The 26,291-nt window shown below is 65.0% G+C and carries 24 protein-coding genes; 18 read left to right on the forward strand and 6 right to left on the reverse strand.

The features are described from left to right. Positions 1–186 precede the first annotated feature (186 nt). Both hrpB and P9254_RS11185 read right to left on the reverse strand, forming a co-directional pair. Complete coding sequence (gene hrpB / locus P9254_RS11180; protein WP_278054798.1) at positions 187–2,649, reverse strand: ATP-dependent helicase HrpB; 2,463 nt, start codon at positions 2,647–2,649, stop codon at positions 187–189. A 52-nt stretch (positions 2,650–2,701) separates the two neighbouring features. After that, the gene (locus P9254_RS11185; protein WP_095824309.1) at positions 2,702–3,592 is read right to left on the reverse strand and encodes a DMT family transporter; all 891 of its coding nucleotides are present in this window, start codon (positions 3,590–3,592) and stop codon (positions 2,702–2,704) included. 23 nt (positions 3,593–3,615) lie between these two features. On the opposite strand from P9254_RS11185, the gene P9254_RS11190 reads away from it, so the two are divergent. The 15 genes from P9254_RS11190 to P9254_RS11260 all read left to right on the forward strand — a co-directional run bounded on the left by P9254_RS11190 (position 3,616) and on the right by P9254_RS11260 (position 17,356). Continuing rightward, positions 3,616–4,305, forward strand: a complete 690-nt coding sequence (locus P9254_RS11190; protein ID WP_278054800.1) for a PIG-L deacetylase family protein — start codon at positions 3,616–3,618, stop codon at positions 4,303–4,305. A 240-nt stretch (positions 4,306–4,545) separates the two neighbouring features. Then, positions 4,546–5,877, forward strand: coding sequence for an ABC transporter substrate-binding protein (locus P9254_RS11195; RefSeq protein WP_278054801.1), 1,332 nt, complete (start codon positions 4,546–4,548; stop codon positions 5,875–5,877). Between the two features lie 101 nt (positions 5,878–5,978). Further along, positions 5,979–6,926 (forward strand): carbohydrate ABC transporter permease, encoded by a 948-nt coding sequence (locus P9254_RS11200; RefSeq protein WP_278054802.1) that lies wholly within the window; start codon positions 5,979–5,981, stop codon positions 6,924–6,926. Next, a complete protein-coding gene (locus P9254_RS11205) occupies positions 6,923–7,873 on the forward strand; it encodes a carbohydrate ABC transporter permease (RefSeq protein WP_067003501.1) in 951 nt (316 codons plus the stop codon). The genes P9254_RS11200 and P9254_RS11205 overlap by 4 nt, the downstream gene beginning before the upstream one ends. Further along, positions 7,870–8,076 carry a hypothetical protein gene (locus tag P9254_RS11210; protein WP_067324278.1) on the forward strand — a complete coding sequence of 69 codons (207 nt, stop codon included), beginning with the start codon at positions 7,870–7,872 and terminating at the stop codon, positions 8,074–8,076. The genes P9254_RS11205 and P9254_RS11210 overlap by 4 nt, the downstream gene beginning before the upstream one ends. A gap of 2 nt (positions 8,077–8,078) precedes the next feature. Then, positions 8,079–9,185: an ABC transporter ATP-binding protein gene (locus tag P9254_RS11215; RefSeq protein ID WP_095824311.1), complete on the forward strand. Its 1,107-nt coding sequence runs from the start codon at positions 8,079–8,081 to the stop codon at positions 9,183–9,185. Further along, positions 9,178–10,191 (forward strand): ABC transporter ATP-binding protein, encoded by a 1,014-nt coding sequence (locus P9254_RS11220; protein ID WP_278054803.1) that lies wholly within the window; start codon positions 9,178–9,180, stop codon positions 10,189–10,191. Before P9254_RS11215 ends, P9254_RS11220 begins: the two co-directional genes overlap by 8 nt. Positions 10,192–10,243: 52 nt before the next feature. After that, a complete protein-coding gene (locus tag P9254_RS11225; RefSeq protein WP_278054805.1) occupies positions 10,244–11,884 on the forward strand; it encodes a dihydroxyacetone kinase subunit DhaK in 1,641 nt (546 codons plus the stop codon). A gap of 10 nt (positions 11,885–11,894) precedes the next feature. Next, positions 11,895–12,494 carry a dihydroxyacetone kinase subunit DhaL gene (gene dhaL / locus P9254_RS11230; RefSeq protein ID WP_127239913.1) on the forward strand — a complete coding sequence of 200 codons (600 nt, stop codon included), beginning with the start codon at positions 11,895–11,897 and terminating at the stop codon, positions 12,492–12,494. Beyond that, positions 12,494–12,883, forward strand: a complete 390-nt coding sequence (gene dhaM, locus P9254_RS11235; RefSeq protein WP_067324268.1) for a dihydroxyacetone kinase phosphoryl donor subunit DhaM — start codon at positions 12,494–12,496, stop codon at positions 12,881–12,883. Before dhaL ends, dhaM begins: the two co-directional genes overlap by 1 nt. Positions 12,884–12,902: 19 nt before the next feature. Continuing rightward, positions 12,903–13,205, forward strand: coding sequence for an HPr family phosphocarrier protein (locus P9254_RS11240; RefSeq protein WP_067324266.1), 303 nt, complete (start codon positions 12,903–12,905; stop codon positions 13,203–13,205). A gap of 41 nt (positions 13,206–13,246) precedes the next feature. Further along, positions 13,247–14,821: a phosphoenolpyruvate--protein phosphotransferase gene (gene ptsP / locus P9254_RS11245; protein ID WP_278054808.1), complete on the forward strand. Its 1,575-nt coding sequence runs from the start codon at positions 13,247–13,249 to the stop codon at positions 14,819–14,821. 7 nt (positions 14,822–14,828) lie between these two features. Beyond that, positions 14,829–15,260, forward strand: coding sequence for a hypothetical protein (locus P9254_RS11250; RefSeq protein ID WP_127247729.1), 432 nt, complete (start codon positions 14,829–14,831; stop codon positions 15,258–15,260). A gap of 25 nt (positions 15,261–15,285) precedes the next feature. Further along, positions 15,286–16,272, forward strand: coding sequence for a dihydroxyacetone kinase subunit DhaK (dhaK, locus tag P9254_RS11255; RefSeq protein WP_278054810.1), 987 nt, complete (start codon positions 15,286–15,288; stop codon positions 16,270–16,272). Positions 16,273–16,330: 58 nt separating this feature from the next. Beyond that, entirely contained in the window at positions 16,331–17,356 is a 1,026-nt protein-coding gene (locus P9254_RS11260) for a nucleotidyltransferase family protein (protein ID WP_278054812.1), read from the forward strand. Between the two features lie 16 nt (positions 17,357–17,372). Here the strand turns inward: P9254_RS11260 and P9254_RS11265 are convergent, their stop codons facing one another. The 3 genes from P9254_RS11265 to P9254_RS11275 are packed head-to-tail and all read right to left on the reverse strand — an operon-like array spanning position 17,373 to position 19,077. Further along, on the reverse strand, positions 17,373–18,359 hold the full coding sequence (locus P9254_RS11265) for a serine kinase (RefSeq protein WP_278054814.1): 987 nt from the start codon (positions 18,357–18,359) through the stop codon (positions 17,373–17,375). Further along, entirely contained in the window at positions 18,356–18,790 is a 435-nt protein-coding gene (locus P9254_RS11270; RefSeq protein WP_095828112.1) for a lasso peptide biosynthesis B2 protein, read from the reverse strand. The genes P9254_RS11265 and P9254_RS11270 overlap by 4 nt, the downstream gene beginning before the upstream one ends. Continuing rightward, positions 18,790–19,077: a PqqD family protein gene (locus P9254_RS11275; RefSeq protein ID WP_067324253.1), complete on the reverse strand. Its 288-nt coding sequence runs from the start codon at positions 19,075–19,077 to the stop codon at positions 18,790–18,792. The genes P9254_RS11270 and P9254_RS11275 overlap by 1 nt, the downstream gene beginning before the upstream one ends. A gap of 582 nt (positions 19,078–19,659) precedes the next feature. Here P9254_RS11275 and P9254_RS11280 point away from each other — a divergent pair. From P9254_RS11280 to P9254_RS11290, 3 genes are all read left to right on the forward strand, one after another. Beyond that, complete coding sequence (locus P9254_RS11280) at positions 19,660–21,567, forward strand: propionyl-CoA synthetase (RefSeq protein WP_278054816.1); 1,908 nt, start codon at positions 19,660–19,662, stop codon at positions 21,565–21,567. Positions 21,568–21,688: 121 nt separating this feature from the next. After that, entirely contained in the window at positions 21,689–22,768 is a 1,080-nt protein-coding gene (locus P9254_RS11285) for an acyltransferase family protein (protein WP_067324249.1), read from the forward strand. 247 nt (positions 22,769–23,015) lie between these two features. Next, positions 23,016–23,732, forward strand: a complete 717-nt coding sequence (locus tag P9254_RS11290) for a metallophosphoesterase family protein (RefSeq protein WP_278054817.1) — start codon at positions 23,016–23,018, stop codon at positions 23,730–23,732. 30 nt (positions 23,733–23,762) lie between these two features. Here P9254_RS11290 and P9254_RS11295 read toward each other — a convergent pair whose 3' ends face one another. Beyond that, positions 23,763–26,144, reverse strand: a complete 2,382-nt coding sequence (locus P9254_RS11295; protein ID WP_095777034.1) for a polysaccharide biosynthesis tyrosine autokinase — start codon at positions 26,142–26,144, stop codon at positions 23,763–23,765. Positions 26,145–26,291: the final 147 nt, after the last annotated feature.

A 26,291-nucleotide genomic window follows, 5' to 3' on the forward strand; every position in this document is an offset into this window, starting at 1 on the left:
GTTTTGCGATGGTTCAGAATTCTGTTCCGCTGCATTTTACGGTCAAGGTAACGGAATGGATCCTCGGGTCTACCGCGTCGCTTCGCTCCTTGCTCCGCCCGTGGATGACGAAGTGATGGGCGTTTGCGCCAATCGCCAACGCACGTTGCCCACTAACGCGAATGGCCCGCCGAAAGCGGCACGAACCTATGTCCCGCGCGGCTTGGCGCGGCTGGTGGCGGCCGCCAGCAGCGGGTTTTCCGGCCAGACATGCTTAGGATAGCGACCGCGCATATCGGTGCGCACATCCGCCCACGAGCCGCGCCAGAAGCCGGGCAGATCGCGCGTCGTCTGGATCGGGCGATGCGCCGGCGACAACAGCTCCAGAGTCAGCGGCACCGTACCGCCCGCGACCGAAGGATGGCGATCGAGGCCGAACAGCTCCTGCACGCGGATCGCCAGCACCGGCCATTCGCCGTCATAGCGGATCGGCACATGGCTGCCCGAGGGCGCGTCGAAATGGGTCGGCGCCAGCGCGTCCACCTCGCGCTGCAGGTCGTGCGGGACCAGCGACATCAGCCCCGCCGCAAGCGCCGTCGGCCTGATCGCCGCGAAGGAGGCCTCGCCGGCAAGGAAAGGCAGCAACCAGTCGTCGAGACGGTCGAGAAGCGCCTGGTCCGAGACGTCGGGCCAGGGAGAACCGAGGCCGCGATAGAGCCAGCCGAGCCGCTGGCGCAGCGTTTCCGCCTCCTTGCCCCAGTCGAGCAGCGACAGGCGGTGCTCGCGCAGGGCGTCCAGCATGGCCCGATCGGCCTCGGCACCGGAAGGTGCGGGCAGCATGCGCTCGGAAAGGGTGATGGCGCCAAGGCGAGCGGTCTCGCGCACGCGCACGACGCGGCGCTCGCGGTCGAAACTCGTCTCGCGCTTCGTCTCGATGCGGTCGGCAAGCGCGGTGCGGATAAGGGCCTCGTCGACGGGCGCGGCGGCGGTGATACGGGCATTCTGCGCCTTGCCCTGCAGATCGGCGACGACCAGCCAACTCTCGCCGGCAAGCGGATCGGCAGCATCGACCATCGCGCCGGAACCGTTGGCGAGCACGAAGCGGCCGCGCTCGCCGCGGGCTCTGGCGACACGATCCGGCCAGGCATGGATCAGCAAGGCGCCGGGCGCGGCTGGCGAGTCTGCCCTTGCCCCGCCTGCCTGCTTGGCCAGGCGTGCGGCAAGTTGCCGGGCGGCACCGGCGCGCGGCGATTTTTCGGCGCGGAAGCGGATCAGCCGCCGTTCCAAATCTGCGCTGTCGCCGCCAAGCCCGCGCTCCGTCAAAAGCACGGCAAGCATCGCCGCTTCCTGCGCCTGCCCGATCTCAGCCGCTTCGGCCACCATGTGCGCGAGCCGCACGGGCACAGCGAGCTTGCGCATCGCCGCGCCCGCCTCCGTCAAGCGGCCGGCGTCATCGATTGCATGCAGCGCTTTGAGCAACACCCTCGCTTCGTTGAGCGCCGGCGCCGGCGGCGGGTCGAGGAAGGACAGGCTCGACGGATCGGCGACGCCGAAAGCGGCGCAGTCGAGCAACATGCCGGAAAGGTCAGCCTCGAGGATTTCCGGCGGTGTGAAGGCGGGCAGCGCCGCCGTCTGCTCGGCACGCCACAATCGGATGGCGACGCCCGGCTGCGTTCGTCCGGCCCGGCCGGCCCGCTGATCGGCGGAAGCCTTGCTGACGCGCACCGTTTCCAGCCGGGTCAGGCCGCTTGCCGGCTCGTAGCGCGGCAGGCGCGACAGGCCGCAATCGATGACGACGCGCACGCCGTCGATGGTGATCGAGGTCTCGGCGATCGAGGTCGCCAGCACCACTTTACGGCGGCCAGGCGACGCCGGCTTGATCGCGGCATCCTGCGCCCTGTTGTCCAACTGGCCATAGAGCGGAACGATGTCGGTATCGGCACCGAGGCGATCTTCTAGCCGCTCTGCGGTGCGCTCGATCTCGCGCTGTCCGGGCAGGAAAGCGAGCACGCTGCCCTGCTCGGCGGCTAAAGCCGAGCGAACCGCCTTGGCCATCGCGTCCTCGACCGCCATGCCGGCCGGCCGCTCGTCATAGCGGATGTCGACCGGGAAGGCGCGGCCCTCGCTTTCGACCACCGGCGCCCCGGCCAGTAGTTTTGCGACGCGCGCGCCGTCGAGCGTCGCCGACATCACCAGCAGGCGCAGATCCGGCCGCAGCGCGCCCTGAACATCGAGCGCCAGCGCGAGGCCGAAATCGCCGTCGAGCGAACGCTCGTGGAATTCATCGAAGATTACCGCCGCAACGCCGGGCAGTTCGGGATCGTCGAGGATCATGCGCGACAGCACGCCTTCGGTGACGACGAGGATCTTTGTCCGCGCTGAAGTGCGGTTCTCCATGCGCATCGCGTAGCCGACTGTACCACCCGGCTCCTCGCCGACAAGCTCGGCCATGCGACGGGCGGCGGCGCGGGCTGCCAGCCTGCGCGGCTCCAGCAGCACGATCCTGCCTTCGCCGAGCCAGGGCGCGTCGAGCAGCGCCAGCGGCACCAGCGTCGTCTTGCCGGCACCGGGCGGCGCCACCAGCACGGCGCTGTTGCGCCCGGCGAGCGCCTCGCCGAGCACCGGCAGCACGGCGGATACCGGGAGTTCCGGCAAAATTCCTCTGTTCATGGCGTCCGCATATCAGCGGCCACGGTGAGCGCGCAACCTGTCCCGGAATTGCCTAAAGCCTGGTGCGCGTGAACGGGTTCCAGCGCACGGTGCCCAGCCGTACCTCCTCGCGAACCATGGTCAGCAGGCCCGAGGCGCCGAGCACTGCAAGGCCGGCCAGCGTCAGCAGGTCGGGATCTTCCTGGAAGAACAACGAGCCCAGCACCACCGCCCAGACGATCTGCGAATAGTGCGTCGGCGCGATCCGGTTGGCAGGCGCGTATTTGGCCGCGAGAAGCTGCAACAGCTGACCGCCGGCGGTGAAGGCGCCGGCCATGACCAGCCAGATCAGCTGCCTGCCATCCGGCAAGGTGAAGGACGTTGCCGCCACGCCGAGGCCATTGAACAGCAGGCCATAGCCGACAAGCACGCCGAGCATCGTCGTGCGCTTCTCCTGCTGCGCCAGCGACCGCATCAGGATGACGCTGGTAGCGGCAAGAAAGGCGATGGCGAAGGCCGCGAGGTGGCCGAGATGAAGTTCGCGGAAACCCGGCCTGACGACCAGCATGACCCCGGCAAATCCGGCGACCACGGCAAGCCATCGCCACGGCCCAACCTTCTCCCTCAGGATGAGAGTGGAGAGGATGGTGACGAACAAGGGCGCCAGGAAAATCAACGCGTAGACTTCCGCCAGCGGGATGGTGGTGAAGGCATAGACGCTGAGCACGCCCGATGCGATGCCCGCCCAGGCGCGGGCCTGCACGGCCCAGGGCCGGCTGGTGCGCCAGAAGTCGCGCCAGCGCTCATCGGCAGGCCTTGTGAAGAACAGGAAACAGCCGGCAAACAAGGTTACGAAGAAGCCGATCTCGAAGACGGTGAACTGCCCGCCCAGGCTCTTGATGACGGCATCGCTCCACGAATAGCTTGCATAGGCGATGAGGGCGAGCAGGATTCCGTTCGGCACGTTCCAATTCCGGGAGAAAAGAAGTGAAGATACTGGCGCTGGGGGCTCATCCCGACGATATCGAGATATTCATGTTCGGTACGCTGGCCGCCTATGCCGCGCTAGGCGCAGAGCTGACTTTTGCGATAGCCACGGACGGAGCCAAGGGCGGCACGGGCGATCCGAAGGCGCTTGTCAAAGCGCGGCGCGAGGAAGCGACCGAGGCGGCCACCCTGCTCGGCGTCACACCGCGTTTCCTCGATTTCCCCGACGGGGCGCTGGTTGCGGATGCCGCATTGATCGGCACACTCAAGGCGCTGATCGGCGAGGTGCAACCCGACCTCGCGATCACGCATGCGCCGAACGACTATCACGGCGACCACCGCGCGCTGTCGGATGGCGTGCGCATCGCGGCGTCCTTCGAGGTACCGGTGCTGCATGCCGACACACTGGGCGGCACAGGTTTCTCGCCGTCGCATTACGTCGACATTTCCAGCCACTGGGACCTCAAGGCGCAGGCCATTCTCGCGCATCGCTCACAGGGGCCCGAGCATTATCTCAACGGTGCACGCATGCAGAACGCGTTCCGCGCCGGCCAATGCAACGGCGCGCCCGGCGCGCTGGCCGAGGCGTTCCGGTTCGAGCCCCTCTTCCCCTTTGCCGACATCCGCGAGCTGCTGCCTCCGGCGCCGCGGATCCGGCCGGTCACGGTGGGCCCGAAGAGCGTCAAGTAGCCGGCTGAAGCTACGAGCCGCCAAGGCACCAACAGTTATTCCCCAACGATTTCAAGCACCGCCTTCGTCATGCTGCGGCGCAGCAACGAATTCGCTTGCGTTGTTTAGTAAAAAGAGCATCACTAAACAAATTACTAAACATCGGCGGCGCGACGCGCGCCATGTTCAGGCCCTCGGAGGAGCGAGGTTGAGGCTTTTGAAACCGTCATCCGGACGCGTTTCGCAAATGGGAGGTAAGGCATGAAATCGACCTTGAAACTGGCGTTGGGACTGGCCTCGGCGGCACTCGCGTCGACCGCCGTCTCGAACGCGGCGCATGCGGAAGACCTGACGCTTTGCTGGGCGGCCTGGGATCCGGCCAACGCGCTCGTGGAACTGTCCAAGGACTTCACCAAGGAAACCGGCATCGGCATGAAGTTCGAATTCGTGCCGTGGACCAACTATGCCGACCGCTTCCTCAATGAGCTCAACTCACACGGCAAGCTCTGCGACCTGATCATCGGCGACAGCCAGTGGATCGGCGGCGCGGCCGAGAACGGTCATTACGTCAAGCTGAACGACTTCTTCGACAAGGAGAAGATCAGCATGGACGACTTCGTGCCGGCGACCGTCGTCGGCTATTCCGAATGGCCGAAGAACACGCCGAACTACTGGGCGCTGCCGGCCATGGGCGACGTGGTCGGCTGGACCTATCGCAAGGACTGGTTCTCGCGGCCGGAACTGCAGAAGGAGTTCAAGGAGAAGTATGGCTGGGACCTCGACCCGCCGACGACCTTCGACCAGCTCAAGCAGATCGCCGAGTTCTTCCAGAAGCGGCAGATCGACGGCAAGACCGTCTATGGCGCCTCGATCTACACCGAGCGAGGCTCGGAAGGCATCACCATGGGCGCCATGGACGTGCTTTACAGCTACGGCTTCCAGTATGAGAACCCGAAGAAGCCCTATGAGATGGACGGCTTCGTCAATTCCGAGAAATCGGTGAAGGGGCTGGAATTCTACAAGGCGCTCTATGATTGCTGCACGCCGCCCGGCGCCTCCAACAGCTACATGGGCGAAGGCGTCGATGCCTTCAAATCCGGCCAGGTGGCAATGCACATGAACTTCGCCTTCACCTGGCCCGGCCTGCAGAAGGACGAGAATGTCGGCGGCGACAAGATCGGTTACTTCGCCAATCCGAAAGGTCCCGACGGCGACCAGTTCGCGCAGCTCGGCGGCCAGGGCATTTCGGTGGTTTCCTACTCCGACAAGCAGGAATCGGCGCTGAAATACATCAAGTGGTTCGCCAACAAGGACGTGCAGGCCAAGTGGTGGTCGCTCGGCGGCTATTCCTGCCTGAATTCCGTCGTCAAGGATCCGAAGTTCCCGTCCAGCCAGCCCTATGCGCAGGCCTTCCTCGACTCCATGGCGATCGTGAAGGACTTCTGGGCAGAGCCGAGCTACGCGCCGCTGCTGCAGGCCTCGCAGAAGCGCTTCCACGACTATGTCGTCGCCGGCCAGGGCTCGGCCAAGGATGCGCTCGACGGCCTCGTCAAGGACTGGACGCAGATCTTCCAGGACGACGGCAAGATGTAAGGCTCCTCCCGAGCAGGTGCGTCCCGTGCCGCCTTGGCACGGGACGCAGTTCAGATAAATTTCATCGCCGAGGCTGACCAGTGACCGATGCAGGACTAACCATGCTCAATCGGACTGCGGACAACGCTGCGCGGGCCACACCCGAGCCGTTGGCCAAGAAGATCCGAGGCATCAGCGACAAGGGCCTCGCCTGGCTGTTCATTTCGCCGACGATCCTTCTGCTTTTAGCCATCAACATCTTCCCGCTCTTCTGGGCGATTTACCTCTCCTTCACCAATTACCGCGCCAACCGCCCGAACGAAGTGGTCAAGAATCTCGGGCTTTCCAACTACAGGCGCATCCTCGGCGACCAGGATATCTGGATCGCAATGCAGACGACGGCGCATTTCGTCTTCTGGACCATCCTGCTGCAGACGGTGCTCGGCTTCACGCTCGCCTGGCTGATCGACCGGAAATTCCGCGGCCACGCCTTCTGGACCACGATCATCCTGGTGCCGATGATGCTGTCGCCGGCGGTGGTCGGCAATTTCTGGCGCTTCCTCTACGAGCCGCAGATCGGACTGTTCGCCTACGCCATCTCATTCCTCACCGGCATCCCGCCGACGAATGTCCAGATGCTGTCCAATGTCGAGCTGGCGCCATGGGCGATCATCATCGTCGACTCCTGGATGTGGACGCCTTACGTGATGCTGATTTGCCTCGCGGGCCTGCGCTCCATCCCAGAATACATTTATGAAGCGGCCGAGGTCGACCGCGCCTCCAACTGGCGGCAGTTCTGGTCGATCACCCTGCCGATGGCGCTGCCCTTCATCATGCTGGCCGTGCTGTTCCGCGGCATCGAGAACTTCAAGATGTTCGACATGGTCAACCTGCTCACCGGCGGCGGACCGGGCTCGACCACCGAGGTCGCCTCGATCACGCTGAAGCGGCAGGCCTTCGAAAGCTGGCGCACCGGCTATTCCTCGGCCTTCGCCATCGTCCTGTTCGTCGCGGTGTTCGGCCTTGCCAACATCTACGTCAAGGCACTCAACAAGGTGAAGCAGAGATGAGCCTGACCGCCGCCCATTCCGTTGTCGCACCTTCGACGAACTCGAAGCGGATCGCCGGCGTGCTCGTCGTCGGCTACGCGCTGATCTCGATCGTGCCGCTCTTGTGGATCTTCGCCACCAGCTTCAAGACGCCGCCGGATTCGATCGCCTATCCGCCGAAGATCGTCTTCCAGCCTAGCATCGAAGGCTACTGCAACCTGTTCACGACCCGCACCAGGCAGACGCCAGAATACATCAACGCGCTCGGACCGGCGACCGGCTTCTGCGACGAGACGGTGCGCAAGCGCAACATGGTGATCGCCGGCCCGTCGAACTTCCTGCCGCGCTTCGTCAACTCGCTGATCATCGCCTTCGGCTCGACCTTCTGCGCGGTGTTCCTCGGCACGCTCTCGGCCTACGGCTTCTCGCGCTTCAAGGTGCCTTTGGCAGACGACCTCCTGTTCTTCATCCTGTCGACGCGCATGATGCCGCCGATCGCCGTCGCGATCCCGATCTATCTGATGTACCGCGAGCTCGGCCTCTCCGACACCGCGCTCGGCATGATCCTGCTCTACACCGCGGTCAATGTCTCGCTGGCGGTCTGGCTGCTCAAGGGCTTCATCGACGAGATCCCGCGCGAATACGAAGAAGCGGCGATGATCGACGGCTATACGCGGCTGCAGGCCTTCTGGCGCACGGTGCTGCCGCAGGCGACCACCGGCATTGCCGCGACCGCCATCTTCTGCCTGATCTTTGCCTGGAACGAATATGCGTTCGCCGCGCTTCTGACCTCCGGCACGGCGCAGACGGCGCCGCCCTTCATCCCGACCATCATCGGCGAAGGCGGCCAGGACTGGCCGGCAGTCGCCGCCGGCACGACGATATTCCTGGTGCCGATCCTGGTCTTCACCATCCTGCTCCGCAAGCAATTGCTGCGCGGCATCACCTTCGGCGCGGTGCGCAAATGAGCACAATCCAGCCTGCAAAACGCAAATCGCGTTGGCCCGTCTGGGCAAGACGCGGCCTGATGGAAAACATCGCCACCGCGATCATCGCCATCGGCTTTTTGATGCTGTTCCAGCCTTTGGCGCTGTCGCTCTACAGCTATTCCTTCGTCACCATGCTCGCCGGCACCGCCATGTTCATCGTCGTCTCGAAATTCCCGGAATAAAAATGGCCGAGATCCGTGTTCAGAATCTGAGGAAGGCCTTCGGCGAGTTCGTCGCCGTGCAGGATTCCAATTTCGTCGTCGAGGATGGCGAGTTCTTCGTCATGCTCGGGCCGTCGGGCTGCGGCAAGACGACGACGCTCCGCATGATCGCCGGCCTCGAACTGCCCACCGGCGGCAAGATCCTGCTCGGCGGCGAGGACGTCACCATGCGCCGGGCGCGCGAGCGTGACATCGCCTTCGTCTTCCAGCTCTTCGCGCTCTATCCGCATATGAATGTGCGCAAGAACATCGGCTTCCCGCTCTTGGCGCAAGGCATGGCGTCGGCCGAGATCCGCGCCCGCGTCGAGGAGACCGCGAAGCTGCTGCGCATCGACCACCTGCTCGACAAGTCGGTCTCCGGTCTTGCCGGCGGCGACCGTCAACGCGTCGCGCTCGGCCGCGCCATCGTCAGGCGACCGAAATGTTTCCTGATGGATGAGCCGCTTGGAACCCTCGACACCGAGTTCCGCGATTTGATGGTGCATGAGTTGCGCGAGCTGCACAACCGCATCCACGCCACCACCGTCTATGTCACGCACGACCAGATGGAAGCGATGTCGATGGCCGACAAGATAGCGGTGATGAACCACGGCGTCATCGAGCAGTTCGGCAGCCCGCGCGAGATTTACGACCGGCCGGCCACGATGTTCGTCGCCGATTTCATCGGCTCGCCGCCGATGAACTTCTTGCGCTTCGGCGGTGGGCTCGCGAAGGGTGCGAAGGAGATCGTCGTGCAGGGCGCCAGGGTGACGGTCCCGGAAGTGCGCGAGGATATTGCGCCGGCCGACATGGCGCTTGGCATCCGCCCCGAGCACATCCGCTTCGACGATGCCTCGAAGCTGCGCGGCGCGATCTACGGCACCGAATATCTCGGCACCACGCAGATCGTCGCGGTGGAGACGGCTGACGGCATCATCAAGGCCCGGGTGCCGGCCGGAATCCATCTAAATACGGGCGAACAGGTAGGGCTGGCATTGAGCAGCGCGCGGCTGTCGCTGTTCGAGAAAGGCACTGGACGCGCGGTGAAAACCGTCATGTACGATCAGGCAGTGGAGGCGCGCCATGGCTGACGTGCAGATTCAGGGTGTGACCAAAAGCTTCGGCGAGACAGTCGCGGTCAGCGATCTCGACCTGCAGATCAAGGACGGTGAGTTCGTCGTGCTGCTCGGGCCGACCGGCGCCGGGAAGACGACGACGCTCAGGCTGATCGCCGGGCTCGAGCGGCCGGACAGCGGCACGATTTACATCGGCGGCCATGATGCGACGGGGCTGTCGCCGGCCGAGCGCGACACGGCCTTCGTCTTCCAGCAATATTCGCTCTACCCGCATCTTTCGGTCTTCGACAACCTCGCCTTCCCGCTGCGCTCGCCGGCGCGGCGTTTTCCGGAGGAAGCAATCCGCCGCCGCGTCGAGGAAGTCGCGCGGATGGTGCGCATCGACCACAAGCTCAACAACCGCTCGACCAGGCTTTCGGGCGGCGAGATGCAACGCGTCGCCATCGGCCGCGCGCTGGTGCGAAAGCCCTCGATCTATCTGATGGACGAGCCGCTGTCCTCGCTCGACGCCAAGCTGCGCGCCGATCTCAGGCTCGAGCTGAAGCGCATCCAATCCGAGCTCGGCGCCACCATGCTCTATGTCACGCATGACCAGATCGAGGCCATGACCATGGCCGACCGCATCGGCATCCTCTCCGAGGGCGTGCTGGTGCAGATCGGCACGCCCCGCGCGATCTATTCTGAGCCGGCAAACCTTCATGTCGCCGCCCGCCTCGGCCAGCCGGCGATCAACCTTCTGCCGGCAGGGCTGCTGCCCGACGGCGGCGCGCCAACCGGCACGACGACGATCGGCGCGCGCACCGAACATCTCGCGATCGAAAAGGCGGCGAACGGCCATGCCGACGGCGTCGTCGACTGGGTCGAGCATCTCGGCGACCAGAACCATCTGCATGTCACGGTGGGCGCCAAGAAGCTGGTGACGCTGACCGATCCCGACACGCCGCTCGCAAAGGGGGACAGAGTGACGGTCCGCTATCGCTCGCCGCTTTATTTTGGGTGGGACGGGCACAGATTGATGTAGCCGGCGCATCCGCACTTTTTGACGACCCGCAGATACGGACTGGACGAAATCCATGAAGCACTTTTTCAACCGCAAGGACTCGGTCGTTACCGAAGCGCTGGACGGTTATCTGGCCACTGCCGGCTCCGGGGCGCTGGCGCGGCTCGACGGCTATCCGGAGATCAAGGTGGTGTTGCGCGCCGACTGGGACAAGGCGAAGGTCAGCGTCGTTTCGGGCGGCGGCGCGGGGCACGAGCCGTCGCATGCGGGCTTCGTCGGCGCCGGCATGCTGACGGCGGCTGTCTCCGGCGAGATCTTTGCTTCGCCGAGCGTCGAGGCGGTGCTGGCGGCGATCCGCGCGACGACCGGGCCGGCCGGCTGCCTGCTGATCGTCAAGAACTACACCGGCGACCGCCTCAACTTCGGCCTCGCCGCAGAAAAGGCCCGCGCCGAGGGCTTCGCGGTCGACATGGTGATCGTCGGCGACGACATCGCGCTGCCCGACATCGCACAGCCGCGCGGCATCGCCGGCACGCTGTTCGTGCACAAGATCGCCGGACATCTTTCCGAATCCGGCCATGACCTAGCCTCGGTCGCGGCGGCAGCGCAGGCGGCGGCGAAGGATATTGTTTCGCTCGGCATCTCGCTCTCCTCCTGCTCGATCCCCGGCCAGACCCACGAGGACCGCTTCGGCGCCGGCGATGGCGAGCTCGGTCTCGGCATCCATGGCGAGCCGGGCGTGGAGCGCATAACCCTGCAGAGCGCCAGTGCGCTCGTCGCCATCATGGCCGACCGCCTCGCGGCCCGGCTCGATGCCGGCAGCCGCTATGCCATGCTGATCAACAATCTCGGATCGGTACCGCCGCTCGAAATGTCGTTGATCGCCAATGCCGTGCTGGCCTCGCCGCTGGCAAAGGCGGTGAGGCTGACGATCGGTCCCGGACATCTGATGACCGCGCTCAACATGAACGGGTTTTCGCTGTCGCTGATCAGGCTCGAGGCGGAGCGCGAGGCGGCGCTGCTGGCGCCGGTCGGCCCGCATGCCTGGCTGCCGGCCAGGCCGGTTCGCCCGCCGGTCGTGGTGGCCACAGCCCAGCCGGCAGGTTGCGACATCGCCAAGGCGGCCAGCCGTGACGCCGGCGCCGAGCGGCTGATTGCTGCGGTCTGCGAGAAGCTGATCTCGCTCGAGGAGGCTCTGAATGGCCTCGACGCCAAAGCCGGCGACGGCGACACCGGATCGACGGTGGCGACAGGCGCACGCAGCGTGCTCGACCGCGTCGACACGCTGCCGCTTGCGGACAAGGCCGCAACTCTCGCCACAATCGGCGATACATTGGGAACTTCCATGGGCGGTTCCAGCGGCGTGCTTTTGTCGATCTTCTTCACGGCTGCCGCACAGTCGCTCAACGGCGGCGCGCCGCTCAGCAAGGCGCTGCTCGCCGGCCTTGACCGCATGACCTTCTACGGCGGCGCGAAGCTCGGCGACCGCACAATGGTCGACGCGCTGGAGCCGGCTCTGAAGGCGCTCGACACGAACGGGCTGGAGGCGGCTGCTTCGGCCGCGCGGAGCGGCGCGCAGGCGACGGTGGCGATGCAGAAGGCGAAGGCCGGTCGCTCGGCCTATATCGGCCGCCAGCTTGACATAGCGGATCCGGGCGCGTTTGCAGTTGCCGAGGCGTTCGCGGCCGTGGTGGCCATGTTCGCCCCGGCATGAAGGACAGGCGATGGCCGCATCCGATTTCTCACAATTGATCGCGGCGACTGCGGATACGATCGCGGCGCATGCCGACGAGCTGACCGCGCTCGACCAGGCGATCGGCGACGGCGACCATGGTCTGAACATGAAGCGCGGCTTCGATGCGGTGCGCGCCGAAAAGGCCGCAATCGCGGCAAAACCGCTGCCGGACGCGCTGACCGCGGTCGGCACCAAGCTGGTGATGACCGTCGGTGGAGCCTCCGGGCCCTTGTTCGGTACTCTGTTCATGGCGCTCGGCAAGGAACTGTCCGGCACGCCCGACCGCGCCGCGCTGACAGCGGCGCTGGGTAAGGCGATCGAGGCGGTTTCGGCGCGCGGCAAATCGCAGCCGGGGCAAAAAACGATGCTCGACGTGCTGCAGCCGGTGTATGAGGCACTGGCGCAGGGCAAGACGGCTGCCGCAATCGCAGACGCTGCCGACAAGGCGGCCGAAGCCACCGTGCCGATGAAGGCCTTGCGTGGGCGCGCCTCTTTCCTGGGGGAGCGCTCGATCGGGCATATGGACGCCGGGGCGCGCTCGACCGCGCTCTTGGTGCGCGCAGTCGCTGAAGCGATCGAGGGTTCTTGATGAGCAATGTCGGTATCGTCATCGTCTCGCATTCGCCGCTTGTCGCCGAAGGCACGGCCGACATGGTGCGCCAGATGGTGGGCGACGAAGTGCCGCTTGCATGGTGCGGCGGAAACGGCCATGGCGGGCTCGGCACCAGCGTCGAGGCGATCATGGGCGCGATCGACAAGGCCTGGTCGGAAGCGGGCGTCGCCATCCTGGTCGATCTCGGCGGCGCCGAGACCAACAGCGAGATGGCGGTCGAAATGATCGGCGAGCCGCGATCCCGCAGAATAGTCGTCTGCAATGCGCCGATCGTCGAGGGTGCGGTGATGGCGGCGACGGAATCGTCCGGCGGCGCATCGCTCAAGGAAGTGGTGGCGACGGCGCATGAATTGTCGCCGTCGTGAGTGAACGGGAATCGACTGAATGTCCGCATCCGCCGAAGCCACGGTTCTGATCACCCACGAGGTGGGCCTGCACGCGCGCCCTTCGGTGAAGTTCACCAAGCTCGCCAAGTCGTTCACGGCCGAGGTGGAGGTGGCAGTCGCCGCCAACGGCCCCTGGTTCGATGCCAAGAGCATCGTCAAGGTCATGGCGGCCAAGGCGCCGAAAGGAACCGTGCTGCACATAAGGGCGCGAGGCGACGGCGCAAGCAACGCGGTCGAAGCGCTGGTCGGCCTGGTGCAGCGCGATTTCGACGAGGATGCGGATCATGCCCGCTCCGCTTGAGCCGGGTCTGCCGCCCTCTCAATCCGCAAGGAATGCGGGCCATGCGGATTGAGGGCATCCCTGCCTCTCCCGGCTACGCCGAAGGGCCGCTGTTCAACCTCGACCGTCCACCGGCTGCTTATGTGGCCAAGGCGAGCGAGGCGGAGGAGAAAGCAGCGCTGAAGGCGGCCATCGGCAGGGCGGTGAGCCGGCTGACCTCGCTTGTCGAGACGGCCGATGGCGATGCCGCCGGCATCCTCGAATTCCACATCGCCATGCTGGAGGACGTCGCGCTGAGCGCGCCCGCCTTCGCGGCGCTCGGCTCCGGAGAGCCGGCCGACGCTGCCTGGCGGCAAGCACTGGATGCCGAGATCGCCGGCTATGAGGCGTCCGACCAGGACTATTTCCGGGCACGCGCCTCGGACTTGCGCGACATCCGCGACCAGGTGCTGCGAGCGCTGAGCGAGGATAGCGAGACCGCGGCGCCCCTCGGCGCCATCCTCTATGGCCTGGACATCGCGCCGACGCGTTTCCTCGAAACCGACTGGAGCAGAGGCGGCGGCATTGCGCTCGAGGCCGGCAGCACCGCCAGCCATGTCGCCATGCTGGCACGCTCGCGCGGCGTGCCGATGGTGGTGGGGATTGGTGCCTTTGCGGACGAGCCCACCGGAAACGCGCTGCTCGACGCCGAGCATGGCGGCATCGTGCTCTCGCCCTCGCCGAAGGAGATCGAGGCGTTCCGGCAATCATCCTCCTCCTTCGCGGCGCGACAAGGCCAGGCGCAGACTTTTCTCGCCCAGCCGGCGGCGACCAAGGCCGGCACGTCGGTGCGGGTGCAGGTAAACATTGCCTACCCTTCCGATGTCGACGGCATCGACATTGCGACCTGTGATGGCGTCGGGCTCATGCGCACCGAATTCCTGTTCGGCAAGGCCCTGCCGGACGAGGAGACACAGTACCAAGCCTACCGCAAGGTGCTGGAATGGGCCGGAGAAAAACCGGTGACCATCCGCACCATCGATGCCGGCGGCGACAAACCGATCCCCGACTTCACCGTCGAGGAGACCAACCCGTTTCTCGGCCTGCGCGGTATCAGGCTGTCGCTGGCGCGGAGCGACATCTTCCGGGTGCAAATCCGGGCATTGCTGCGCGCCGCCGTACACGGCAATCTGAAGGTGATGTTTCCGATGATCGCCATGGCCGAAGAGTACAGGCAGGCCGCCGCGTTGTTTGCGGAGGAAGAGGCCGCTCTCGTGTCGCGCGGTGTTGCGCACAAGCTGCCGCCGCTGGGCATCATGGTCGAGGTCCCTTCGGTGGCCATCGCGCCGGAGGCTTTTGCCGCCGTTGCCTTCTTCTCGATCGGCTCCAACGACCTGACGCAATATGTGATGGCAGCCGCGCGTGACAACGCCGCCGTTGCACATCTCAACGCTGTCCGCCATCCGGCTGTGATGCGGCTGATCGCTTCGGTCGCGGCCTTCGGGCGCGAGAAAGGAATTCCGGTCAGCCTCTGCGGCGATGCCGGCGGCGATCCGGCCGCCATTCCGGCGCTGATTGAGGCCGGCCTGCGCGACCTATCGGTGGCTCCGGCGCAACTCGCCATGGCCAAGGCGGCCATAGCGGACGTTCCGGTGTAAGCACAGCATGGCCAAGCCTGCCAAGATACAAGAAGCCGGCGCGGAAGACGCGATCCGCGCGTATAAGACCATCCTGTCGCAAGTCATCGACCAGCGGCCTTCCGGCATGCGCCAGCGACTTGCCGATGCGCTCGGCAAGCATCGCAGTTTCGTCACGCAAATCTCCAGCCCGGCCTATTCGATCCCGATCCCGTCGAAGCATTTGCCGGCTATCTTTTCCGTCTGCCATTTCAGCCCGGCCGAGCGCGACCAGTTCCTGGCCGCCTATCACCAAGCGCATCCAGGCAAGCTGCCGGCGGCTTCGGGTCCGCGCAAGACGCGCCACGTCTCGCTCATCGTGCCGGATTTCGGCGACGACAAGCAGAACGCAGCGCTCGACCGGGCGATCAACGAATTCATCCAGAAGATCACCAGCATCGCCGGCAGGGGCAGCGGCTAAGCGAGACCTATTCGGGAGGACTGCCATGAAGAAGTTTCTGAATTCGGTGGACACGGTCCTCACCGAAAGCCTCGATGGCTTCGTCGCCGCGCATTCCGATATCCTCGCGCTCGGCGACGAGCACAAATTCGTTCGCCGCAGGACGCTGAAACCGGGCAAGGTGGCGCTGATCTCGGGCGGCGGCTCGGGCCACGAGCCGCTACATGGCGGGCTGGTTGGCCATGGCATGCTGGACGCCGCCTGCCCCGGCCAGGTCTTCACCTCGCCGACGCCCGACCAGATGCTCGCGGCCGCGCAAGCCGTCGACACCGGCGCCGGCTGCCTGTTCATCGTCAAAAACTATGAAGGCGACGTGATGAATTTCGACATGGCCGCCGAAATGTCGGACGGCGTTCTGCAGGTGGTGACCAATGACGACGTCGCGGTCGAGAATTCATCCTACACCACCGGTCGGCGCGGCGTGGCCGGCACGCTGGTGGTGGAGAAGATCGTCGGCGCCGCGGCCGAGCAAGGCATGCCACTGCCCGAGCTCAAGGCGCTGGGCGACCGCGTCAACGCCGCGACGCGCTCGATGGGCGTGGCGCTGACCAGTTGCACGGTGCCGGCTGCTGGCAGGCCGACTTTCGACATTGGCGACAACGAGATGGAATTCGGCGTCGGCATCCATGGCGAGCCCGGCCGGCGGCGCGATGAGCTGAAGAGTGCCGACGCCATCGCCGAGGAGATCTGCACGGCAATCCTCGGCGATCTTGGTGACCGCGCCAGGGGACCGGCGCTGCTTTTCGTCAACGGCTTCGGCGGCACGCCGTCGATGGAGCTTTATTTGATGTACAACAACGCGCGAAAAATCTTCGAGAAGAGAGGCGTGACGGTGACCCGCTCGCTGGTCGGCTCCTATGTCACCTCGCTCGACATGGCAGGCTGCTCGATCACGCTGACGATGCTCGAGGATGAGACGACGGCGCTTTGGGACGCCCCGGTGCACACGGCGGCGCTGCGCTGGGGGATGTAGCGTCGCGCGGGCTTTTCTGCGACCATGGTCGCCTGTTGTTCGCGATATTGCCCGGTTGATGCTGCTCCCGCTTTCACCTGCCGAAGAAAAGCTGCTGCTCGAATTTGCCGATCCGGAGGCGCCGTCCGAGCGGGGCGGGGCCCTCTCGGCAAGCAGCCTCATCGCGCTGCTCGCCAATGCCGAGTTCCACGGCGTGCTGCCGATCATGCTGCGCAAGCTTCGGGAAATCGGCGAGGCCGATCTGCCGAACGATGCCGCCCTGCGGCAAAAACTCTCCGGGCTTCGCGATCAGGCGACACTGGCGACCGGGCAGTCGATGCTGCTGCAGTATCACGGCGACCGCATCATGAAGGCCTTGGCCGCGAAAGGCGTTGCGGCTCGCATCGTCAAGGGCCCGGTGTTCGCGCGCAAGCTTTATCGCCATGCTGCCGATCGGCCGTTCACCGACATCGACATACTTGTCGATCCGGCCAGCATCGGCGAGGCCAACAACGTGATCGCCGAATGCGGCTTCAAGCTTGCCAGCGGCGAGGCCGAATCGCATGAGTTGCAGGAGTTCAAGTGGCTGGAGAAGGAGAACTCCAGTCTGCTGATCGAGCTGCACGGCAATCTGGTGCATGACACCGGCATGCGGCGGCGCCTGTCGCTCGGCTTCCGCGAGTTGCAGGTCATTGACGGCGGCGAGGCCGACACGCCGGCGTCGCTGCTCACCATCGCCATCGTTCACGCCGCCGGAGGCCACAAATTCCACCGGCTGCAGCTCTGTATCGACGTGCTGCAAGGTGTGCGCGCGCTGCAATCGCCGGAAGCCGAAGCGCGCCTTCTCGATGCCGCGTGTATGACCGGCATCGAGCTCGAGCTGGCGACCGTGCTCAATGTGACCGGGCGGCTGTTCGACGAGCCGCGCGCGATCGCCCTTGCCAACCGCATCAAGCCCGATCTGTCGATACGGCTCGCCAAATGGCTGATCACCGGCAACGTGCTGCTCAGAGTCAATTCGCGGGACAAGATGCGCTCGCGCCTTAGCCGCGACGCCTTCCGCTGGGTCCAGCGGCTTGCCCGGCCAAGGCCCTATCCGGCCTGAAAGCCCGTTTGGAGATCTACTTCTCCACCGCGCCGCGGATCAGCCCCGCTGCATCGGCCGGGCTCGAGCCGACTTCCAGGGTGAAAGTGGGGACGGCCCTGACCAGTGCCGCGATCGACGCCATCCGCCGTTGCTGCATCGGCAACAGGCCGGTCAGGCCGGTCCTGACATTGTCGGTGGCAAGCGCGACCATCGCATCGGTCCTGGCCAAGCGCGTGAGCCGGGTGTGGCCGTCGGTCGAGCGCGCCAGATGCAGCAGCGCCGAGACCGGCCTGGGACGGACGTCGTCGATGCGAATGATCTCGGCGAGACGCTCCAGCGAGACGGCCTGCTCGCCCTCGGCGTCCCATCTGTCGCCAAGGCAGGGCGAGAGGAATGGCAGCATCGCCGCGGTGTTGCGATGGATCTTCACCTTACGCGGCATGCCCCAGGCCAGGGTGCCTTCAGATGTTGCGCCGAGGATCATCACATCGTCCGAGCATAGGCCGAAGCCCTGCGATGCCAGCGCCATTGAAGTCGTCGACTTGCCAGTGCCGCTTGGCGCATGGATCAGCACGAGCGCCCCACTATCGGGCAGCGTCAGACCGGCGGTATGGAGCATGTACTGCCCGCCGGAATCGAGCGCGGCATCCAGCACCATCATCAGCAGCGTCCATTTGACCTTGCTGTCGGGATGAACGCGGATTTCGGCCGCACCCTCGTCGGCACGGATCGAGGCCGTCTGGAGGCCGGGAAAGACCAGATGGACCACGTCGCCGGCGTCGATGATGCGGCAATGGCCGTCCAGCGGCACTTCGCCGTCGAAGGCGAGCTTCCCTTCCGGGTTTTCGGGCAGCGCCGACGTTTCGAGGATATCGATGCGAAAGCCGGGTTCGACCGCTTCATTGACGCGCAATGTGCCGAGCATCAGATCGAAGCTCGGCCAGAGCTCGGCGCGCTCTGCCGATATGCCGATGACCTGGCCGTTGAGGTCATAGCAAACAGTGGCTGCGGCGCCGGTCAAGCGGCGCGCGCCTTCACGCTGCCGCCGGGGTGGCGATAGATTTCAACCATGTCGGGAAGGCTGTCGCTGACCACCGGCTTGCCGTCGAGGCAAACCCAGCAATGCGCCGACAGGCGCGGCTCATGCATCGATTTGGCATCGACACCGAAATGGAGGTCGGGGTCGAAACCCGCCATCCGCAGGAAGCGGAAACCGAGCAGCCCCTCCCTCAGGCATCTGCGATCACGCATCACCCAGGGATGCCGAACCGTGCGGTTGACGCGGCTGACGACGTAGCTGCATGGCAGGCCACGATAGGGTGTGGGCAATTGCAGCGGCGCCAATTTCAGCACGCTTTCGAAATCGCGCCGGGCGACCAGTACCGGTATCAGCCGGGCGCTGAGCCACAGATGAGTGCGGAACAGGGCGCGCAGGAACGGTCCGCCGGCCATCACGCGCCCGGGTCGGCAAGGATGCCTTCGGCCACCAGCTCGGCGGCCAGCGCCGTCATGTCGTCGCCGAGCGTCGCCTTGTCGACCTCGAATTCTTCCGACAGCAGATCGACGATGTGGTCGAGGCTGCGGGCGCCGTCGACCTTGTCGAGGAACGCTTCGGTGGTGCCGTTGCAGGTGTAAAGCTGGCCGCTGCGCGCCAGAAGCACCACGGCGCCGTCGCCGACATGCTGCACGGAGGCGTCGTCCGCCATCCGCAGAACCGTTTCAAAGGCGATTTCAGCCATACGCCCGCTCCCTATGCCGAACTGCAATTAGCGCGGCATGCCGCCGCTGTCCATTGCCAAGCGGGCTACGCTGCGTGTCAGACGGCCGGGCCTATCGGGCCGCTCGGGCCCGCAACGATGCTCGACAGCTTCCCGCGCCTGACCGGAACCGGTTTTTCGTAAGTTCTTTCCATCAAAACTTCCCCGGAAAGACTATCCAACTCGCGCGAGAATGATGGTGAGCTGGAACCACTATCAAAGCCGCCGTTCGCGCCAGGGTTGCCATCTTTCCCATAAGTAAGCTAAGAGTCTGCCGGCTTTTTGGGGAGTGGACAGTATGCGTTACAACTGGGATCGCGCTCCGACGGCATTCGAACGCCATCGGAAGGCATTGGCGGCCGCCATTCTAATAGCCGGCGGTGTCGGGCTGATGCTGGCAGCACTGCCGCTCTAAGCCGAATTCACTTGCTGACGTCATAGCGCGCTCCGGGAGCGGCTGGATCCGTTTGCCGGCAACGCCGACCAAAATGCGAGGAGACATGGCCGGCCAAAGCGGCTTAGGCTATTGCCATACGACGGAATGTTCCTGGGGAGGAAAAGTCGATGGCCTCACGCTACCACGAAGTCTATGAGGGCTGGAAACGCGACCCCATAGCGTTCTGGGCCGAAGCGGCCAAAGCGATCGACTGGTATTCGCCAGCCGAAAAGGTCTTCGATCCGGCGGCGGGCGTCTATGGCCGCTGGTTCACAGGCGCCACCTGCAACACCTGCTTCAATGCCATCGACCGCCACGTGGCGGGGGGGCGCGCCGACCAGCTGGCGCTGATCCATGACAGCGCGATCACCGGCACGATCCGGAAATTCACCTATGCCGAACTGAAGCGCGAGGTGGTCGCGCTCGCCTCTGTCCTCAAGAACCGTGGCATCGGCAAGGGCGATCGGGTGATTATCTACATGCCGATGGTGACGGAAGCGGCGATCGCCATGCTCGCCTCGGCCCGCATCGGCGCCGTGCATTCAGTGGTGTTCGGCGGCTTCGCTTCGCATGAGCTCGCGACCCGCATCGACGACGCCAGGCCGAAGCTGATCATCACCGCTTCCTGCGGCCTGGAGCCGGGACGCGTCGTCGCCTACAAGCCGCTGCTCGACAAGGCGATCGAGATGTCGAAGCACAAGCCCGATGCCTGCCTGATCCTGCAGCGCGAGCAATTGCACTGTGAGATGAAGGACAATTACGACATCGACTATGCCGATGCGGTCGCCCGCGAGCGCGCCGCCGGCGCCAATGTCGACTGCGTGCCGGTCTTGGCCACCGACCCGCTCTACATCATCTATACCTCCGGCACGACCGGTCAGCCGAAGGGCATCGTGCGCGACAATGGCGGTCACATGGTCGCGCTGAAATGGACGATGGACAACGAGTTCGGCGTCAACCCCGGCGAGGTGTTCTGGGCGGCCTCCGACGTCGGCTGGGTGGTCGGCCATTCCTACATCGTCTACGGGCCGCTTCTGCATGGCTGCACCAGCGTGCTCTTCGAAGGCAAGCCGATCGGCACGCCGGACGCCGGCACCTACTGGCGGGTGATCTCGGAACACGGTGTGGTGGCGCTGTTCACGGCGCCGACCGCCTTTCGCGCCATCAAGGGGCAGGATCCGCGCGGCGAGTTCGTGCCGAAATACGATCTGTCGAAATTCCGCACGCTGTTCCTCGCCGGCGAGCGCGCCGACCCCGAGACCATCAAATGGGCAGAGCAGAAGCTCAACCGTCCGGTGATCGACCATTGGTGGCAGACCGAGACCGGCTCGCCAATGACCATCAACCCGGCCGGGCTCGGGCTTTTGCCGGTGAAATACGGCTCGCCGGGCGTGCCGATGCCGGGCTACGATATTCGTATTCTCGACGATGCCGGCCACGAGGTGCCGCGCGGCACGCTCGGCAATGTCGTGGTCAAGCTGCCGCTGCCGGCAGGCTGCCTGCCGACGCTCTGGAACGCCGACGCCCGCTTCCGCCAAGCCTATCTCGAGGAGTTCCCCGGTTTCTACAAGACGGCCGACGCCGGCATGATGGACGAGGACGGCTATCTCTACGTCATGGCCCGCACCGACGACATCATCAACGTCGCCGGGCACCGCCTCTCGACCGGCGCGATGGAGGAGGTGCTGGCCGCGCATCCGGACGTCGCCGAATGCGCCGTGATCGGCATCGCCGACGCGATGAAAGGTCAGGTGCCGCTCGGCTTCGTCGTGCTCAACGCCGGTGTGGCGCGCGACACCGGCGCCGTCGAAAGCGAGGTGGTGGGCCTGGTGCGCGAGCGGATCGGCCCGGTCGCAGCCTTCAAGACGGTGGTGACGATCAAGCGGCTGCCGAAGACGCGCTCCGGCAAGATCCTGCGCGGCACGATGCAGAAGATCGCCGACAAGGAGGAATGGACGATGCCGGCGACCATCGACGATCCCGCGATCCTCGACGAGATCACGGCGGCGCTCAAGGGGCGCGGCATCGGGATCTAGCCGCTCGCGGGATCGCAACGCGAGGCAGCCTCACGAATGCATCCTGCGCTGCAATCGACTGTTGTGCAATGCAGCAGCACCCCCTAGAAGTCTGCCCGGGGGGCCGTTCCGAAGGCACGGCATGGCTCAGCACAAGACCACATTCGGCGGCGTCGACATTTTGCGTTTCTTCGCCGCCGTCATGGTGATGTTCTATCACTACGGCTTCTGGGTATGGGCGTTTCCCGACGGCGTGTCGGCGCGCTCGACCGGCGGCATCCCTGCCCATCCCGAAATGGCGTTTGTCGGCTCCGGCTGGGTCGGCGTTCAGGTGTTCTTCGTCATCAGCGGCTTCGTCATCGCATTCAGCGCCGAGAATTCGACGCCGCTGAAGTTCTTCGAAGCCCGTGTCAGACGGCTGGCGCCGGCGGTCTGGGTCTGCGCGCCCATCTCCGCGATCGTGCTGCTGATGGTCGGTCTTTCCTGGCCGACCGATGCCGTGGTGCGACTTGCCCGCACGGCGCTGTTCGTGCCGTTCGAGCCATGGGTCGACAGTGTCTACTGGACGCTCGGCATCGAGATCGCCTTCTACGCCATCGTCTGGACCCTGCTGCGGTTCGGCCGATTCGACCTGATGGAAGCTGTCGCCGTCATCATCGGCCTGCTCAGCACGGTGTTCTGGTGTCTCTATTTCGCCTTCGGCTGGACCGATCTCGCGGAGGCGCGCTGGCTGCAGCTCACCCTGGTGCATCACGGCGCGTTCTTCGCGGTCGGCGTGCTCATCTGGCTGATGCGCTTCAAGGCGGTGACAGCGGCACGGCTCTGCTTCTCGGCGCTGTTTCTCGCCGGCGGAGCGCTGCAGATCGTAAGCTCGGTCGACGTGCACAGCATCAAGGTGGAAGCGGCGATGCCCTATGCGCCGCCGATCATCATCTTCCTGGCCGCGGTAGCGCTGATGGCTTGGTCGCTGCGCCTCAACCTTTCCTGGGGCGGCTGGCGCCGGATCGGGCTGATGACCTATCCGCTCTACCTCATCCACGATGTCGTCGGCGCGGCGCTGCTCGGCGTCCTGATCCGCGCCGGCGTGCCATATCTGGTTTCGATCCCGATCGTCGGCATGGCCATGATCGCGGCAAGCTGGCTGGTGGCGGCCGAGGCCGAGCCGCGCGTCCGCATGCTGCTCGACCGCACGCTTTTCCGCTATCGGCTCAAAGCGGCCTAAAGCGCATCGCGCCGAAACGGAGTCAGGCGACGCTTTTCGGGGTATTGATGCACGTCGTTTTGCCAAGACCGCTGCGCCTTTTTGGCGATGTGCATCGAGCAGCCCGGTGTGGAAATGTTTGCATTCGACATGATATCGAGGCTTGGTCCACGCTCCGTGGCATGACCCTAGTTTGAGTACCGAGCCTCAATCCGTGAGCCTGTTCCAACGATCGAGACGACCCCGGCCCTTGCCGCGCGAACGGCTGATGATGGATATGCGCGACACGGTGGTCTACGCGATCGGCGACGTGCATGGCTGCTACGACGAGCTGAGCACGCTGGAGCAGAAGATCGAGCTCGACGCGCTGCAGTTCCGCGGCCGCAAGATCATCATCATGCTCGGCGACTATGTCGACCGCGGGCCCAATTCGCGGCGCGTGGTCGAGCATCTGATGGCACCGCCGCCAGAAGGTTTCATGCGCGTGTGCCTTGCCGGGAACCACGAAGTGGCGATGCTCGCCTATCTCGACGGCCATCTGTCACTGGAGCCGTGGCTCCGCGTCGGCGGACGGGAAACGCTGTTCTCCTACGGTATCGATCCCGACCGCCTGGCCGATTTGTACGGATCGAGCGAAGAGCTAGTCGAGCGTATCCGGGAGGCCATTCCGGCCACCCACGTCGCCTTCATGCGCACGCTGCCGGTGATGATCTGTTCGGAGCGGTTCCTTTTCGTCCATGCCGGCATCCGGCCCGGCATCGCGCTCGAAGCGCAGGACGAGGCCGACCTGCTCAACATACGATCCGAGTTCCTGGCGGCGGCGCACCGCCTCGATCGCTGGGTCGTGCACGGACATACGATCGTGGACGTTCCGACGCTCGACGGGCGCCGGCTCGGCATCGACACCGGCGCCTTCCAGAGCGGCCGGCTGACCGCCCTCAGGATCGTCGGCAAATATGGGCGGCTGCTGTCGACCGGAGAATAACCGCCGCGGCTTTTCGTCGGATGAACTGCTTTAGGCGGCCTGCTTGGCGCGCGATTCCGACTTCTCGAGGTAGTAACTCGAATAGCGGTCGAAGAACTTTTCCGAACCGCCGAGAGAGCCGTATTTCGCCAGCTTCTTCAGCTCGACCTTGTTGAGCACCGCGCCGGTGATCTTTTCGGCGATGTAGGGTTCCGACTCCAGCATCGAGCGCACCATGGCGCGTGGCGTGCGTCCCCACTCGGTGACGAGCACGAAGCCGTCGACCAACGGCGCGAAGGCCTTGGCGTCGACCACCGGGCCGAGCGGCGGCAGGTCGACGATGATGTATTCGAACGTCTCCTTGGCGTTCTCGATGAAACGCCGCATGCCGGCGGAGCCGAGAAGCTCGCTGGTGTGCGAGAACTGGCCGCGCACCACGGCCGGGATGATCGCCAGCTTGGTCTGGCGGTCGACCTTGCCGACCGACTGCCAGGTCTGTCCATTGACCACCGCTTCCATCAGCCCGTGCTCCGACTCCATGCCGAGGCTGCGGCTGAGGCCCGGATTGCGCAGGTCGCCATCGATCAGCAAAGTCTTGGCGCCGTTGGCGGCGAGCAGACCGGCGAGGTTCGCCGCAACCGTCGACTTGCCTTCCCCGGGCAGGACGGAGATGACGCCGATCACCCGACTGCCCTTGTCTTCCATCACCACGTCGAAAGCGATCTTGGCGTTGCGGAGCGTCTCGGCGAACATCGAGGCCGGCGCATCGAGGCTCACCCGCATGCGCGCCCGTTTCTCGGCGGCCGACAGGCTGGTGACCTTGCCGTCAGCCGGCAAGTCGTCCGGCTTCGACTCCTTGGCCTTGCCGCCACCGATCGTCGGCAGATAGCCGAGGAACTTCAGGCCGACACGGTCGCGAATGTCCTCGCCTGTCCGGAAGAAGCGCTCGTTGAATTCGTTCAGGCCTCCGCAGCCGGCGCCGAGCATGAGGCCAAGCACCAGCGAGAGCGCCAGCACGCGCAAGGTGCGCGGAGCCGAGGCGGTGAGAGGCATCGACGCGTCGGAGATGATGCGGACCTTACCGACCGGGAATGACTGCTGCTGCGACGCTTCCTCGTAACGGCTAAGGAAGGTCTGATAGAGCGTGGTCAGCGCCTGCGCCTGCTGATCGAGCTCCTTCAGCCTGACCTGCGACTGGTTGTCGATCGAGCTCTTGCCTGCCTGGGTGGCGATTTTCTCCCTAAGCGCGGTCTCGCGCGCCTGCGCCACCTGATAGTCGTTTCGATAGCTTTCGGTGATCTGTTTCAACTGTCCGAAGATCTGCGCCGAGACGTCGGCCTTCTCCTTGGCCAGCGCAACCGCCTGCGGGTGATCCTTGCCGAAGTTGTTCTCCACGTCCTGCAACCGTTTGGCGATCGCGAGATAGCGGGTTTTCAGCGCGATGATGACCGAGCTGCTCGGCTGATCGGCCGCTATCGCCGAATCGTTGAAGGCGCTTTCGGAGCCGCTGTCGACGATCGCCTTGTACTGCTGGTAGCGGGCGCTGGCGCGGGCTGTATCGGCCTGCGCGACGATAAGCTGGGCGTTCAGGTCGGCGAGTTGCTTGTCGCTGAGCAACTGGCCGTCGCTGTTTGCGGAAAGCCCGTGCTCGGCCCTGAACTTCTCGACCGCCAGCGCAGCTGCCTGCGAGCTTTCGCGCAGTTCGGTCAGCCGGCCCTGCAGCCAAACGGCCGCGCGCTCGGTGGCGTCGAAGCTGGCGTTGAGCTGGTCGGCAAGGTAGGCGTCCGCATAGGCCTTGGTGATGGCCGTGGCCAAAGCCGGATTGGTCGACTGATAGCCGATGCTGATGACATTGCTGCGGCCGTTGCGATCCGCCATCAATCCGGTTTGCAGCACGAGGACCGCGTAGTCATGGGTTGCCGCCTTCATCATGGCTTCGCGCGTTGCGGCATCGACATTCTCGATCCCGGGGATTTGGTTGCCGCCGCCGCTGCGGAAATAGCCGACGATTCCGCGCAAGAATCCGATTCCCTGGGCCAAAGCCGATTGCGGCGGGTTCATGAATTCCTGGTTCTGGTCCAGCTTCAGCTTGTCGACCACCTCCGATGCCAGCCGCGCCGAGTTGAGTATCTCGATCTGGCTGAGGATCGTCGCGTCCGTCTGCTGCGTGGCACTGACAGCCGAAATGTCGTCCACGACCTTGTTCAGGCCGTCGTCGATCAGCACGCTCGCAAGGGAGGTGTATTGCTTGGGCGTCGTCTGGAGATAAATCACACCCAGGAACAGGCCGATGACGGCGCAGACCGCCACCACCTTGGCCTGCCGGGCGGCCATGCCAAGCAGACGCTCGATGTCGATGAAGTCTTCACCCTTTTCCGGTTCGGTGCTGGGCAATGGCATCCTCTTGTCGAGAGGAAAGTTGGCATAATTCATCGTCGGTCCAATTCCAGGTTGCAGGCGCTACCGGCCTTCGAAGAGTGTCGTCGTTACCAGAAAAGGCCACGCAACATTCGTGCCACGGAGCGCCCGGCCAAGAAGGCCAAGCGCTTGCGCGGCTGTCGCGCCATCGCGATTTCGCAT

Source organism: Mesorhizobium sp. WSM4983 (assembly GCF_029625765.1).
Lineage (GTDB): Bacteria > Pseudomonadota > Alphaproteobacteria > Rhizobiales > Rhizobiaceae > Mesorhizobium.